Raw genomic sequence first — 13,531 nt, forward strand, 5'->3', positions numbered from 1 at the left:
AAAGACGTCATCAACTGCCCTCACTTCACGCCCGCAGCAGATCGACGCCCTGCGTCGATCTCCCCGCGCATCAACGCGGCGCGACGTACCCGCCCGGCACGCCTTCCGGCGACAGCACCAGCTGCCACAGCTGCGCGTGCCGGCAGCGGAAAGTCGCCATCGACCCGGCCAGGTAGAAACGCCACATGCGCCGGAAATGCTCGTCATAACGTGCGTCCAGCCGCGGCCATGCAGCCTCCACGTTGCGCCGCCACGCCTGCAGGGTCAGGTCGTAATCGGTGCCGAAGTTGTGCCAGTCCTCCAGCACGAAGCGTCCTTCGAATGCCTTGCTGATCTGCACCGCCGACGGCAGCATCGAGTTCGGGAAGATGTAGCGCGCGATCCATGGATCGGTTCGATGCCGCGAGATGTTGGTGCCGATGGTATGCAGCAGCAGCAACCCGCGTGGCGACAGGCAGCGCCTGGCCACCTCGAAGAAACTGGAATAGTTCTTGTCACCGACGTGCTCGAACATGCCGATCGAGAAGATCGCATCGAACGGCTCGTCCAGTTCGCGGTAGTCCTGCAGGCGGATCTCAATCGGCAGCCCGGCGCACAGCTCACGGGCGAACTCGGCCTGCTCTTTCGAGATGGTCACGCCGACGCCGCTGACGCCATAGCGCTCGGCGGCGAACTTCAGTGCCTCACCCCAACCGCAGCCGATGTCCAGCACGCGCTGGCCCGGGCGCAGCCCCAGCTTGCGGCAGACCAGGTCGAGCTTGGCCTCCTGCGCAGCGTCGAGATCATCGGCAGTGCGCCAGTAGCCGCAGCTGTAGACCAGACGTTGGCCCAGCATCGCCTGGTACAGATCATTGCCGAGGTCGTAATGGCGGCGGCCGACCTCGTAGCTGCCCTGCCCGGCCTGCAGGTTGAACAGGCGCGCTTTCAGCGCATCGGCCACCTCGCGCCAGCCGTGCACCCGTTCGTCCAGGTGCGCCTGCATCAGATGGACGAGGAAGTCGTCCAGCACGTTGGCATCCCACCAGCCGTCCATGTAGCTCTCGCCGAGGCCGAGCGAGCCGTGCGCCATGACCCGCGCGAAGAAGCGCGGGTCATGTACCTGGATGTCCTGTGGCTGGGTGCCGCCGATGCGGACCCCGGCTTCCTGCAGCAGGCCGGCGACCCGCTCCTGCAACCCTGTATCCACGCCACCTCCTCGACTGCGGTCAACCGCGTGCGAACAGCTCCACGTAGTCCTTGGCCACGTGCGGCAACAGCACCGCCGCCGGTACATCTGCGGTCTGGGTGCCGTCCGAGTATGGACCCACCTGGTACGGCGGGAAAACAAAGCGCAGGGCGGTGATCTGCCCCTTGTCGTCGGTCAGCGGCTGGAACTGGCTGAAATTGTCGGCCTGCGGGCCGGTACCGTCGGCAATCATGCGCGATGCGTTGCGCAGCGATTCCTGCAGCTGGGCGGGGTCCATGTCTTCGCCGCTGAGGCGGGTGGCCACGCGCTCGCGCAGCTGGTCGGCGACGAAATCGCTGATCGCCTTCCAGCCCTTGGCATCGGCCACCAGCTTTTCGGCGCTGAGCATCTGCTGGTGCTGCGGCAGCCACACGAAGCGGGCCACCAGTGGCTCGCCGTGGGCGCCACCGGTATAGCGGCTGCCATCGGCACTGACCACCACCAGCTGCGGGGTTTCCAGCAGTTTCTCGAAGCTCAGCGACAGCTCGTAGGGCATGGTCGGCTTGTCGTTGCCGAGCCCGTCCAGTGCCTGCTGCACGTCGCTGCGGGCGCTGGTCGCATAGTCCTGCAGCGCACGTGCCAGGCCCGGATAACGGTCGATGCCGGCCGGGTAGCTGATGCCCACCACTTCGCGCTCGTTGTTCTCGATCACGTCGCGCAGATCCAGCGGCGCTTCCGTGGCGGGTGTCTCGCCCGCGGCGGTGGCCTCGGCGGCGGGGGCCGCGTCGGTCGCCGGCGCCGGCTCGCTCTCACGCTGGCAACCGGCCAGCAACAGCACGCCCACCACGCCGGCCAGCACGCTGCCGCGCAATGGCCGGTTGTTTCCAATCTTCATCGGGATCCCCTGTTCATGTTTGTACATCATCGCCTGCCATGGCTGAAGCGTGGCCCGCCGGCATCAGCCGACGAGCAGGTCGTGATACTCCTCGTGCCGCTGCAGGAATGATTCGGCGTAGGAGCACGCCGGCACCACCTTGAATTTCTGCTCGCGGGCGAAACGCAGCGCGACCCGGGTCAGCTCACCGGCAATGCCGCGGCCGGCAATCGGCTCGGGCACTTCGGTGTGGGTGATGACCATGCGCCTGCGCTTGATCTGGTAATCGAGCACCGCCAGTTGTCCTCGGACACGGGCGGTGAAGCGATGGCTGGCCAGGTCGTGTTCGACCTCGTAGGCCAGACCGGGGGGCGTGACCGAAGCCATGGAACTGTCTCCTGCGGCGACTGCGTGGATGGTGCGCAGCCGGGCGCCATGATCGCGTGAAGCCTGAACAGGGGCAAGTGCAGTCCATTCACGTCAGTTTTCGACCCTCAAGCTGGAGGGCGGGCGGCCGCTATCGCCTTGGGAGGGGTTCGGCCAGGCTGGCACGGCCCTTGCGACCGTAGACCATGCGCATCACCGCGGAGGCCCCGATGCACCCCAGCGATCCCCATTCCGATACCGACCGTGCCCTGCTGGAGGGCCTGCTGCAGCTGGCAGTGGAAGGGCAGACCGAAGACCAGGATTTCCAGCGCATCGGCGAGGAAGTGTTCGCCCGCCTGCTGGACACCTACGGGCAGCAGACCACGGCCTGAACCGGCCGGGGCGGATCGCTGCCGATCCGCCCCCGTTGCCACCCTCAACCGCCGCCGAGGCGGAAGGTCGGGTTGGAGAGTTCGCGCAGGAAGTGGTTGAAGATGCTCGGCTGCATGGCCAGCATGAAGATCACGCCAAACGCCGCACCGGCCAGGTGTGCGCTGTGGTTGATGCGATCACCGCCGCGCTTGTCCATCCAGATGCTGTAGCCGACGTAGAACGCGGCATAGATGATGGCCGGCGCCGGGATGAAGAACACCAGGATGATCGACCACGGCTTGATCAGGATGAAGGCGAACAGCACTGCCGACACCGCCCCGGATGCACCGAGGCTGAGGTAGTTCGGGTTCTTCTGGTTCTTCAGGTAGCTGGGCAGGATCGAGACCAGCAACGCGCCGATATAGAACGCCGGATAGGTCAGGTAGCTGCCGGTCAGCTCCACCATCACGCTCTCGATGAATCCCCCGAAGAAGAACAGGGTGATCATGTTGAAGATCAGGTGCGACCAGTCGGCGTGGATGAAGCCATAGGTCACCAGCCGGTCGTACTGGCGATGGCGGTCCACGGCGGGCGGCCACAGGATCAGGCGGTCGGCCAGCTTGCGGTTGTTGAACGCCATCCACGACAGGATGGCGGTGATGGCGATCAACAGCAGATTGACGGGGGTCATGTCAGGCTCAGGCGCTACGGTAGTTGTCGACCATACGATAGCGTTTCGCGTACCAACCGAAGGCCAACGCTGCGATGAAGGCGAAGCCGGCGAAGAAGAACATCAGGAACGCCGCCTCGCTCAGGCCGGTCCCGGCGATCTGGTGGGTCACCGTGTCGTTGCGCACCGCCGCGTTGGACAGCAGCACCCACAGGTTGCCGATAGTGGTGGTCAGGTTCCAGAAGCTCATCACCACGCCCTTCATCGCCTGCGGCGCCTGGCTGTAGGCGAATTCCAGGCCGGTGGCCGAGACCAGTACCTCACCGAAGGTCAGCAGCGCGTACGGCAGGATCTGCCAGAAGATCGACATGGCATTGCCGCCGTCCATCACCACCTGGATGCCACCGATGACGATCCAGGCCAGGCCGCTGAAGGCGATACCGGCGGTCATGCGGCGCAGCGCGGTCGGCTCGAAGCCGAAACGGCGCAGCGCCGGATACAGCACCAGGTTGTTGAAGGGAATCAGGATCATCACCAGCAGCGGGTTCAATGCCTGCATCTGCGAGGCGGTGAACCAGCTCGGCATCTGCATCTGCTGGCCCTGCAGGACCCACGTCGAGGCCTTCTGGTCGAACAGCGAGAAGAACGGCGTGGTCAGCGCGAAGATGACCAGCACGCGCAGCACCGAGCGCACGCCTTCCACGGCTTCGGCCGGATGCTGGCCACGGGCACGGTCCAGCTGCAGCCAGGTGCCGCCGCCGATACCGGCCAGGATGGCGACCAGCGCAAGGCAGAGGCAGATGACGATGCCCAGCGAACCGACCAGCCCGAACGAGGCCACCGCCAGCACCAGGCCGAGCGCGGCGATCACCAGGCCCGGACGGCCCTGCCCGGCAACGCGTGCGGTCAGCGCGGTACGCACCACGTTGGCGAACGAATGCGGGTCCTTCGGCGGCAGCGGCACCAGCACGTAGCGCTTGCGGCCCAGCCAGAACACGAAGGTGGCCACGAACATCAGGATGCCCGGGATGCCGAACGCCCACTGCGGGCCCCAGTTCTTCAGCACCAGCGGGATCAGCAGCGAGGCGAACAGCGAGCCGAAGTTGATGATCCAGTAGAAGGCGTCGAAGACGAGCTTGGCCAGGTGCTTGTTGCTCTGGTCGAACTGGTCACCCATGAACGAGGCCACCAGCGGCTTGATGCCGCCGGCGCCGAGCGCGATCAGGCCCAGGCCAAGGAAGAAGCCCTCGCGGCTGTTCTCGAACAGGGCCAGGCACAGATGGCCTGCGCAGTAGACCAGGCTGAACCAGAGGATGGTGTGGTACTTGCCGAAGAACCTGTCGGCCAGCCAGCCACCGAGCAGCGGGAAGAAGTACACACCGATCATGAAGCTGTGCATGATGTCCTTGGCTTCACCTGCACGGCCTTCCGCAGTGATTTCCTGCAGCAGCAGCGAGGTGATCAGGAACTGCACCAGGATGTTGCGCATCCCGTAGAAACTGAACCGTTCGCAGGCCTCATTGCCGATGATGTACGGAATCTGGCGCGGCATCCTTCCCTGGCCGGCGATGGGGGCAACTGCGTCGTGGCTCATCCTGTAAGGCATTCCTGCAAAGCGAAAGGCGCAAGGTTACCGGAACCGGGGCTTGCGAAGCACGCTGCAGGGCTGCATGACAACGGTGCCAATCCATGGCAGGCGCTCCTGGCTGTGCCGGAAGTCACGGCACCTGCACGACAAAAGCGTAAACTTATCGTTATGCGCCCCCTCGCCTACGCCCGACTCCTGCTCAGCTGCCTGCTGCTGTTGCCGGCGTTGCAGGCCCAGGCGCGACCGCAGGCGCCGGCCTCGGCCAGCAGCGAGGGTGAGCCCCGGCAACTGACCGTGGCCGCACTGGAATTGCCCAGCCGCGACGATACGCAATGGAAGCAGCGCCGCGAGCAGGTCGCACAACTGTTGACCGACCTGCAACCGGACGTGATCTCGGTGCAGCAGGTGCTGCAGCAGCAGGGCCGCAACCCGGCCTGCTGGCTGGCCAGCCGGCTGCGCTACAGCTGCGACTTCGTCACCGCCGATCCGCCCAGCCAGCCGCTGCGGCATGGCAATGCCATGCTGACCCGGCTGCCGGTCAGCGAGGACGGCGTCACCCTGCTGCATCCACCCGGGACGTTCAGCGCGGCCGGCATGATGCGGCTGAAGCTGGGCCAGGCGCTGGTCAACATCTACGTGGCGCGGCTGCGCCCGGAGCCGGACGAAGCCACCGCGCGCCAGCACCAGACCAACGACCTGATGACCTGGATCGGCGCCACCGCCGAGGGCATGCCCAGCCTGATCGCCGGCGACTTCTCGGCCTCCACCGTGGAACTGGTGCGCAGCACGCCCGGCTTCCAGCCGGCCCGGCGCAATCCCGGCGGCCGCCCGGAACCGCCAGCGGCCAGTGGCGGCGGAGCCACCGGCCATGGCCTGGACGTGCTGTTCCAGGTCAAGCATTTCGGCGGCATCCGCCAGCAGCCGATCCTGCTGCCAGCCGATGGCGACCTGCCCGGCCTGCGCCTGGGCGTGATGGCAACCCTGCGCCTGCAGGGCGATACGGCCACCGCGGAATAGCCCCGCCTTCGGTTGCGGTGGGTGACGGTTGTGGGTGCCGACGGTGGGTGCCGACCTTGGTCGGCACATCCCTGCCGCGCTCGCACCCTCTCCCGTGCCGACCAAGGTCGGCACCCACCAGGACCCGCGCGACGGCCAGAAGCTGGCAAGCAAAAAGGCCGAGGTCTCCCCCGGCCTTTTCGTTTCAACCCGTGACGCCGATCAGGCGATCGCTTCCTGGTAACGGCGCTCGACTTCGTTCCAGTCGATCACGTTGAAGAACGCGCCGATGTATTCCGGACGGCGGTTCTGGTACTTCAGGTAGTACGCGTGTTCCCACACGTCCAGGCCGAGGATGGGGGTGTTTCCTTCCATCAGCGGGCTGTCCTGGTTGCCGGTGCTCTCGACCACGACCTTCTTGTCCGGGGTCACGCTCAGCCATGCCCAGCCGCTGCCGAAACGGGTCAGCGCAGCTTTGGTGAAGGCATCCTTGAACTTGTCGAAGCCGCCCAGGTCCTTGTCGATGGCCTTGGCCACGTCACCCACCGGGTTGCCGCCGGCATTCGGCGCCATCACGGTCCAGAACAGCGAGTGGTTGGCATGGCCCCCCCCGTTGTTGCGCACCGGGCCCTGCAGGTTCTCCGGCAGCGACTTGAGCTTCTTCACCAGCTCTTCGACCGGCAGGTCAGCGTACTCGGTGCCTTCCAGCGCCGCATTGACGTTGTTGATGTAGGTCTGGTGATGCTTGGTGTGATGGATTTCCATCGTCGCCGCATCGATATGCGGTTCCAGCGCGTCGTAGGCGTAGGACAGCTTGGGCAGGGTGTAGGCCATGATGCATCTCCTGATTGCGAGGGCACCCGACGGTGTCGGGCAGTGCGCGGTGAATGATGGGGACAGACCGTGAGATTACCAAGGGGGATGTAAAGGAAATTGCGTCCTGCCGGTGAGCATGCCGGCAATTGTTACGCAGCGGTGACGCTGCACGTTCCTCATGCCCCATGCAGCGCGCAGGCGTTACAGTGCGTGCCTCGCCCTCGCCCTCGCCTGCCCGTGCCCATGCGCAACCCCCGGCTGCTGATCACCGCCATCGCCCTGCTGCTGCTCGGCCTGGTCGCCAACCACTTCATGCAGCGTGCGCCAGCGCCGCAGTTCGCGCCCGAGCTGCAGGGCGCGCCTGCCGCGCAGGCCCCGGCCACGCCGGCAGCCCGCACCGATGGCGGGTTGCCCGCGTTCCTGCCCGCCGAGGCGCGCCAGACCATCGCACTGATACAGCGTGGTGGTCCGTTCCCGCATCGCCAGGACGGCAGCACCTTCGGCAACCGCGAGCAGCAGCTGCCGCAGCGCGCGCGCGGCTACTACCGCGAGTACACCGTCGACACGCCTGGCGCGCGCACCCGTGGCACGCGCCGCATCGTCACCGGTGGCGATCCGCCGGAGGCGTGGTACTACACCGACGACCACTATGAATCGTTCCGCAGCTTCACCGTACCGGCCCAGGGAGCGCAGTGATGAGCCACGATGATTTCGGCCTCGGCCTGCATGACATCAACAATGCCGGCGTCTACGCCATCGACAGCGACGACATCGACGCGCTGGCCGCGGCGATGCGCGATGCCGGCCTGAAGGTGATCCGCATCGATCTGGAAGGCGTGGCCGACAAGCGCACCCTGCTGGCACGACTGGCCGCGCAGCTGGATTTCCCGGCGGGGTTCGGCGGCAACTGGGATGCGTTGTCGGACAACCTGCGCGACCTGCAATGGCTGCCAGCCAACGGCTACGCGCTGTTTCTGGCCGACGTCGACGCGCTGCGTGCCGGCACGCAAAAGGAGTTCGACACCCTGCTGGACGTGATGGACGAAACCAGCCGCGACTGGGTTGGCCGTGACGTGCCGTTCTGGGTGTTCCTGTCGCAGAGCGCGTGAGGTCACTGCCCTGGTGGATGCCGACCTTGGTCGGCATGCGCTGATGCCTTGGTAGAGGCCGACCTTGGTCGGCGCTTCTGCTCTGGTAGGTGCCGACCTTGGTCGGCGCTTGCGTGCCAACCAAGGTTGGCACCTGCCAAAGCGCGCCAGCACGACCGTCACATCCCTCGATGGTTCCGGCGAGGAGCCCCCTTGTTGTTCAAGGGGGCGCGCCAACGGCGCGGGGATAAGGAAGCATGCGTGGACAATGGGAGCCGCTAGCGGCTCCCATTGTCTTCCTGCAACTCTTTCTTGAACGGGATGTCCGGCGGCGGACGCGCCACCGCTGGCTGGTCCTGCATGTTCGGGTTGGTCAGGCCACAGCCACCACCGGCCTGCAGGATCGAGATCACGCAGGAGATCTTCGTGCCGGTGCCGGGCAACGGAATCTCCATCGACTTGATGCCCTTGCGCACCCACTCGGCCAGCAGCGACTCCTGCGGCACCCAGTACTTGTCGAACGAGGTAGGCGTGTAGTCGTACGGCGGCCGCTTCAACCAGGTGCCGGACTGGGCGATGCGCTCCTTGGTCCAGCCATCGTTGGCACCACCCGGTGCGCCCCGTTCGGCGTGCCCGTCGCCCTCCTGCCCCGGCACCCGCACGCTGCCATCGGCATTGAACAGACCACTGCCCTTGCCGGAAGTACTGGCCTGCCGCGCGCCACTGCTGGCACCGTCGCGGTTGCGGCTGGATGCACCCCAGTCATCGCCCTTGGCAGGCGTGGCCCAGTTGCCCGGATCGGGTGCCGGGCGCGCGCCTGCCTGGGCCGGTGCGGTACTGGATGCCGACGTGCGCGCCGTCGTGCTGCTGGCCTGCGCCGCGCTGCTGCTGGCCGCAGGCGCAGCAGTTGCCGCGGGGGCACTGCCACTGGAAAGTGATGGCGCCGCCACTGGTGCCGAGGCGACTTCGCGTTCGCGCACCTGCACGTCACGGCCCACCGGCGCATGTACGGTCGGCTCACGGCCGGCCACGGTCGCCATCCGCACCTGCGGATCGACCACGGCCTGCACCTCGCGTTCGCGTACCTGCAGATCCTGTTGCGGAAGGCGTACCTGCACATCCGCGGTGCGCAGCGGCTGCGGCGCCACCGGGGCGTCGACCGTACTGACTTCGCGCTCCTGTACCTGGATATCACGCAACTGCGGCGTGCGCACCGCGACGGCCGGCGCATGCAGCGGCGTCGGCGCAGCGGGCGCCTGCAGCGGCTGCACGCTGCGCTCGCGCACCGTGGGTGTGGTGTCGCGCGGCACGATGCTGACTTCGGTGCGCGGTACGCTGACCGGCGGCACCACGAAGTCGGTGCTGGCCTCGGCCACCTCGGTGGCCTGCACTGGAGACGGCGGCGGTGCCGCGACCGGCGCGGGTTCGGCTTCAGCCGGCGGCGCAGGCACGCTGGCGGTCGCTGCCGGCGTCGGCATGGGCGCAGGCGCCGACGCTGCGGCGGGTCGCGGTTGCGGTGCGCTGGCGGCGCCCGCCTCGCGGCCGGCCACTACCTGCCCGGCCGGCGCGGCGGCAGCGGCTTCGGCGCCCGGCTGGTCGCCACCGCCTTCCTGGGTAGCGCGGCCGACGAATTCCACCTGCACGCGCTCGCCTTCAGCGCCCTCTTCCTCCGGCGCCGTGGTGCGGATCACCGCCACCCACAGCAGCAGCACGAAGAACAGCAGATGCAACAGCGCACTGGCCAGAGCCGAGGTCCAGCGCATCCAGCGCTGATCACGCGGTGCGGCATCCCAGTCCTGCCAGAACAGCCGGCGCAGCGCCTGCCACGGGGACAGACGCGGCGATTGCCCGGGCGGCCCGGGCAAGGGACGCGGCAGCAGCACGTCGATGACGTCCCGCGCATGCAGCGGCCGAGGCAACGGAGCGAGCGAGCGCAGCCACAGCGCCCAGCCATACGGCAGGCGCGTGGTTTTCTCCAGGACGGCCCCGGGCTGCTGGCGCGCCAGCAGCAGGTCGATGAGCTGCTCGGCCCGGGTCAGAGGCACGCGTCAGCGATCAGGCGGCGTTGCCGCGAGGGATGTACGGCGCGTGGCCACTGTCGTGGTCGGTCGCATCACGTACAGCGGTCACGCCCGGCACGCGGCCCATCAGGGTCTTCTCGATACCCTGCTTGAGCGTCACGTCGGCCATGCCGCAGCCCTGGCAGCCACCACCGAAGCGCAGCAGCACCACGCCGTCGGCCGAGACTTCCTGCACGGCCACCTTGCCGCCATGCGAGGCCAGCTGCGGATTGATTTCGTTCTCGACCACCCAGTGCACACGCTCGACCAGCGAGGCGGCATCGCCGGGCGCTTCGCCCTTGATGCGCGGCGCCTTGATGGTCAGCTGCTGGGCACCGGCGGTGCCGGCGACGATGTCGATCTCGGCGCCATCGAGCCAGCCGACGCTGCTGGCATCGACATAGAGGGTGAAACCATCGCAGTCGACCGCCCACTCGTCGCCGAGCAGGTCGGTCGGCTCGGCGAATTCCAGCCGGGCATCGGCGCGCGGTGTACCAGGATCGACCGCGCTCAGGCGCACGCCCATGCCGGGCACGCCCTCGCGTTCGATCAACTTGCGGAAATGGGTCTGGGCAGTGTCGGAGATCTGGATCATCAGGCTATTCTAGCCAAGTAAGCGTCAGCCGCTCATTCGGTTTATACACCGTCCGGCGCATTGTTCAGTCAACACGAGGTGGAGATTCCCATGGCCGACCTGATTCCACTGGCCCAGGCCCGTTGCGTGCCGCGCAAAGGCAGCGACCACAAGCTCGGCGAAGCCCGCCTGGCTGAACTGCTGCCGCAGATTCCCGGCTGGGAGCTGAGCGAGGGCGGCCAGGCCCTGTCGCGCACCTTCCGCTTCAAGGATTACTACGCCACCATGGCCTTCGTGAACGCGCTGGCCTGGATCGCCCACCGCGAGGACCACCATCCAGACCTCGGTGTGCACTACGACCGCGCGGTCGTGCGCTTCTCCACCCACGACGTGGGCGGCCTGAGCGAGAACGACTTCATCTGCGCGGCAAAGACTTCGGCCCTGACGGAGCAACTGCCATGAACGTACGCCTGCTGAGCCTGTCCCTGTTCGCTGCGACCGGCCTGGCCGGCTGCGGCGCGTCCGAGCCGCCGGCACCGCCACCGCCGCCACCGACCGAAGTGGCCGCGGTAAAGACGCCGCCGCCGCAGTACCCGCTGGAACTGGCCTGCATGGGCGTGGGCGGCACCAGCACCTTCAAGGTCACCATCGGTACCGACGGCAAGCCGAGCGAGGTCGCCCTGCTGACTGGCGCCGGCAACCCGCAGCTGGACGAGCTGGCCAAGGCCGCCGTGCAGGGCTGGCAGTTCAATGCCGCCACCCGCAACGGCCAGCCGGTGCCGGCCACCATCCAGGTGCCGGTCAGCTTCAACCCGCCGCAGCCGAAGCCGGACCAGTGCTTCGCCATCGAAGAACGCCTGCGCCGCGGCGGTTGATCACGCGCGCCCCGACGAGGCCAGCCGACGCCCGCCTCACCCTCGCCGCCCCGGCCTTGCCCGGGGCGGTTGTCTATTGACCAGGATCGCGTCGGTACATGCTGCAGATTCCCCCCGAAAACGTCTGGATCGCGCTCGCGGTCACCCTCGCGGCCGGTCTTGCCACCGCCATCGGCAGCCTGCTGGTGCTGTTCTCGCGCCGGCCCAATCCGCGCCTGCTGGCCTTCGGCCTGGCCTTCGCCGGCGGCGCCATGGTCTACGTGTCGCTGTCGGAGATCCTCAACAAGTCCATTGCATCCTTCGCGCTGGCCTATGGCGAGCGCACCGGCTTCACCTACGGCACCCTGGCGTTCCTGCTGGGCGTGATCGTGATCGTGCTGATCGACCACTTCATCCCCAACCCGCATGACAGCCTGGACAAGCAGGACCCGGCATTTCGAGAGAACAGCCGCGAGTACCTGAAGCGGGTCGCCCTGCTGACCTCGATCGCCATCACCGCACACAACTTCCCGGAAGGGCTGGCAACGTTCTTCGCGACCCTGGAGAGTCCGTCGGTAGGCATGCCGCTGGCCTTCGCCATCGCCATCCACAACATTCCGGAGGGCATCGCCATTGCGGTGCCGGTGTACTTCGCCACCCAGAACAAGTTCTATGCGTTCAGCGCCAGCCTGCTGTCGGGCCTGGCCGAGCCGGTGGGCGCGGCGCTGGGCTACTGGCTGCTGTCCGGATCGCTGTCGCACGCCACCTTCGGCTGGGTGTTCGGGCTGATTGCCGGTGTGATGGTGTTCCTGGCGCTGGATGAGCTGCTGCCGGCGGCCAAGCGCTATGCGAAGGGCCACGAGACGGTGTACGGGCTGGTGGCAGGCATGGGCACGCTGGCGATCAGCCTGGTGCTGTTCAAGTGGTGAGGAATTCCAGGCCCGCCCCGTAGAGTCGAGCTTGCTCGACTGACATTCCCCGACCGAACAGCAGTCGAGCAAGCTCGACTCTACAAGGGGATACGGCGCGCTGCCTGTCCTGCCTACTTCAGCCGATCAAGCGCCTCGACCAGCTCGTCGGCCAGCGGCGCGTTCAGTACGTACGGGCTCTTGCCGTCGTCCAGTGCGAACTCCAGCGACGCCGCATGCAGGAACAGGCGCTTCAGCCCGATCTGCTCACGAAGCCGCTTGTTGACCGCAGGATCGCCGTATTTGTCGTCACCGGCCACCGGATGCCCCAGGTGCTGGGCATGCACGCGGATCTGGTGGGTGCGGCCGGTCTCGATGCGGACCTCGCAGTACGAATGCCCGCCGCGACGCTCCAGCACGCGGAAGTGGCTGATCGATTCCTTGCCGATCGCGTTGACCTGCACATGGCGCTCGCCGCCCTGGCGCAGGCCCACGTGCAGCGGCGCATCGACCGTCATCACGCCGTCGGGCATGCGCCCGGTCAGCAGGGTCAGGTAGCGCTTGCGGATGCCGGCACCGTGGTCTTCACGCAGCAGCGCCTGCAGCTCGCTCAGCGCCGAGCGCTTCTTGGCCACGATCAGCAGGCCCGAGGTGTCGCGATCCAACCGGTGGACCAGCTCCAGGGTCTGCCCCGGGCGCAGCGCACGCAGGGTCTCGATGGCGCCGAAACTGATGCCGCTGCCGCCGTGGCTGGCCACGCCGGTGGGCTTGTTCAGGGCCAGCAGGCGGGCATCCTCGAAGACGATGGCCTGCTCCAGCCGGCGCATGAACGCCTCCGGCGGACCGGCCTTGTCTCCCTCTTCGGTGAGACGAACTGGCGGCACACGCACTTCGTCTCCGGCCTCCAGCTTGCGTTCGGCCTTGGCCCGGCCGCCGTTCACCCGCACCTGGCCGCTGCGCACCAGCTTGTAGACCAGGCTGCGCGGGGCACCCTTCAGCTGGCCGAGCAGGAAGTTGTCCAGGCGCTGGCCGGCGCGGTCGGCGGGAACGGTGATCATGCGCACGGAAGGCTTGTCGCCAGCGGGTTTGGTCGGGTCTTGGGCAGTCATCAGGCTGTTTATTCTGTTACACTCGGGGGGCGAGATAAGGGATTGATTTCGTTGGAAGTTACTCAGGGCCAGAAGCCCAGCTTCCGACGAA

At 67.1% G+C, this 13,531-nt stretch carries 16 protein-coding genes; 7 read left to right on the forward strand and 9 right to left on the reverse strand.

All coding sequences use genetic code 11. The features are described from left to right. Positions 1-70: 70 nt before the first annotated feature. From cfa to AC5P7U_RS10290, 3 genes are read right to left on the reverse strand one after another with little or no spacing between them, the layout of a single operon-like run. Entirely contained in the window at positions 71-1,186 is a 1,116-nt protein-coding gene (gene cfa / locus AC5P7U_RS10280) for a cyclopropane fatty acyl phospholipid synthase (protein WP_495221049.1), read from the reverse strand. Between the two features lie 19 nt (positions 1,187-1,205). Further along, on the reverse strand, positions 1,206-2,087 hold the full coding sequence (locus tag AC5P7U_RS10285) for a DUF3298 and DUF4163 domain-containing protein (protein ID WP_495221050.1): 882 nt from the start codon (positions 2,085-2,087) through the stop codon (positions 1,206-1,208). A 36-nt stretch (positions 2,088-2,123) separates the two neighbouring features. Further along, on the reverse strand, positions 2,124-2,426 hold the full coding sequence (locus AC5P7U_RS10290; protein ID WP_495221051.1) for a GNAT family N-acetyltransferase: 303 nt from the start codon (positions 2,424-2,426) through the stop codon (positions 2,124-2,126). Between the two features lie 185 nt (positions 2,427-2,611). Here AC5P7U_RS10290 and AC5P7U_RS10295 point away from each other — a divergent pair, with 185 nt between their 5' ends. Continuing rightward, entirely contained in the window at positions 2,612-2,797 is a 186-nt protein-coding gene (locus AC5P7U_RS10295) for a hypothetical protein (RefSeq protein ID WP_008264509.1), read from the forward strand. Positions 2,798-2,841: 44 nt separating this feature from the next. Here the strand turns inward: AC5P7U_RS10295 and AC5P7U_RS10300 are convergent, their stop codons facing one another. Together AC5P7U_RS10300 and AC5P7U_RS10305 are read right to left on the reverse strand one after the other, a co-directional pair. Continuing rightward, positions 2,842-3,468: a rhomboid family intramembrane serine protease gene (locus tag AC5P7U_RS10300; RefSeq protein WP_049458513.1), complete on the reverse strand. Its 627-nt coding sequence runs from the start codon at positions 3,466-3,468 to the stop codon at positions 2,842-2,844. A 7-nt stretch (positions 3,469-3,475) separates the two neighbouring features. After that, entirely contained in the window at positions 3,476-5,041 is a 1,566-nt protein-coding gene (locus tag AC5P7U_RS10305; RefSeq protein ID WP_008267858.1) for a POT-type proton-dependent oligopeptide transporter, read from the reverse strand. A gap of 162 nt (positions 5,042-5,203) precedes the next feature. On the opposite strand from AC5P7U_RS10305, the gene AC5P7U_RS10310 reads away from it, so the two are divergent. Next, positions 5,204-6,052, forward strand: coding sequence for an endonuclease/exonuclease/phosphatase family protein (locus tag AC5P7U_RS10310; protein WP_308309421.1), 849 nt, complete (start codon positions 5,204-5,206; stop codon positions 6,050-6,052). Between the two features lie 201 nt (positions 6,053-6,253). Here the strand turns inward: AC5P7U_RS10310 and AC5P7U_RS10315 are convergent, their stop codons facing one another. Beyond that, positions 6,254-6,865 carry a superoxide dismutase gene (locus tag AC5P7U_RS10315; RefSeq protein WP_005410310.1) on the reverse strand — a complete coding sequence of 204 codons (612 nt, stop codon included), beginning with the start codon at positions 6,863-6,865 and terminating at the stop codon, positions 6,254-6,256. 225 nt (positions 6,866-7,090) lie between these two features. Here AC5P7U_RS10315 and AC5P7U_RS10320 point away from each other — a divergent pair, with 225 nt between their 5' ends. Together AC5P7U_RS10320 and AC5P7U_RS10325 are read left to right on the forward strand one after the other, a co-directional pair. Continuing rightward, a complete protein-coding gene (locus tag AC5P7U_RS10320) occupies positions 7,091-7,543 on the forward strand; it encodes a guanyl-specific ribonuclease (protein ID WP_006455967.1) in 453 nt (150 codons plus the stop codon). Next, on the forward strand, positions 7,543-7,956 hold the full coding sequence (locus tag AC5P7U_RS10325; RefSeq protein WP_006455969.1) for a barstar family protein: 414 nt from the start codon (positions 7,543-7,545) through the stop codon (positions 7,954-7,956). Before AC5P7U_RS10320 ends, AC5P7U_RS10325 begins: the two co-directional genes overlap by 1 nt. A 257-nt stretch (positions 7,957-8,213) precedes the next feature. Here the strand turns inward: AC5P7U_RS10325 and AC5P7U_RS10330 are convergent, their stop codons facing one another. Together AC5P7U_RS10330 and AC5P7U_RS10335 are read right to left on the reverse strand one after the other, a co-directional pair. After that, entirely contained in the window at positions 8,214-9,980 is a 1,767-nt protein-coding gene (locus AC5P7U_RS10330; RefSeq protein WP_414555099.1) for a hypothetical protein, read from the reverse strand. Between the two features lie 10 nt (positions 9,981-9,990). Further along, entirely contained in the window at positions 9,991-10,590 is a 600-nt protein-coding gene (locus tag AC5P7U_RS10335; RefSeq protein ID WP_006456023.1) for an NfuA family Fe-S biogenesis protein, read from the reverse strand. A 90-nt stretch (positions 10,591-10,680) separates the two neighbouring features. On the opposite strand from AC5P7U_RS10335, the gene AC5P7U_RS10340 reads away from it, so the two are divergent. The 3 genes from AC5P7U_RS10340 to zupT all read left to right on the forward strand — a co-directional run bounded on the left by AC5P7U_RS10340 (position 10,681) and on the right by zupT (position 12,352). Further along, positions 10,681-11,031 (forward strand): 4a-hydroxytetrahydrobiopterin dehydratase, encoded by a 351-nt coding sequence (locus AC5P7U_RS10340; protein ID WP_006456031.1) that lies wholly within the window; start codon positions 10,681-10,683, stop codon positions 11,029-11,031. Further along, positions 11,028-11,444 (forward strand): energy transducer TonB, encoded by a 417-nt coding sequence (locus AC5P7U_RS10345; RefSeq protein ID WP_053512033.1) that lies wholly within the window; start codon positions 11,028-11,030, stop codon positions 11,442-11,444. Before AC5P7U_RS10340 ends, AC5P7U_RS10345 begins: the two co-directional genes overlap by 4 nt. Positions 11,445-11,542: 98 nt before the next feature. Further along, a complete protein-coding gene (zupT, locus tag AC5P7U_RS10350; RefSeq protein ID WP_006456115.1) occupies positions 11,543-12,352 on the forward strand; it encodes a zinc transporter ZupT in 810 nt (269 codons plus the stop codon). A 113-nt stretch (positions 12,353-12,465) separates the two neighbouring features. Here the strand turns inward: zupT and AC5P7U_RS10355 are convergent, their stop codons facing one another. Beyond that, entirely contained in the window at positions 12,466-13,440 is a 975-nt protein-coding gene (locus AC5P7U_RS10355; protein WP_125427288.1) for an RluA family pseudouridine synthase, read from the reverse strand. Positions 13,441-13,531: the final 91 nt, after the last annotated feature.

The organism is Stenotrophomonas sp. YJH_SMC_57 (genome assembly GCF_059369755.1).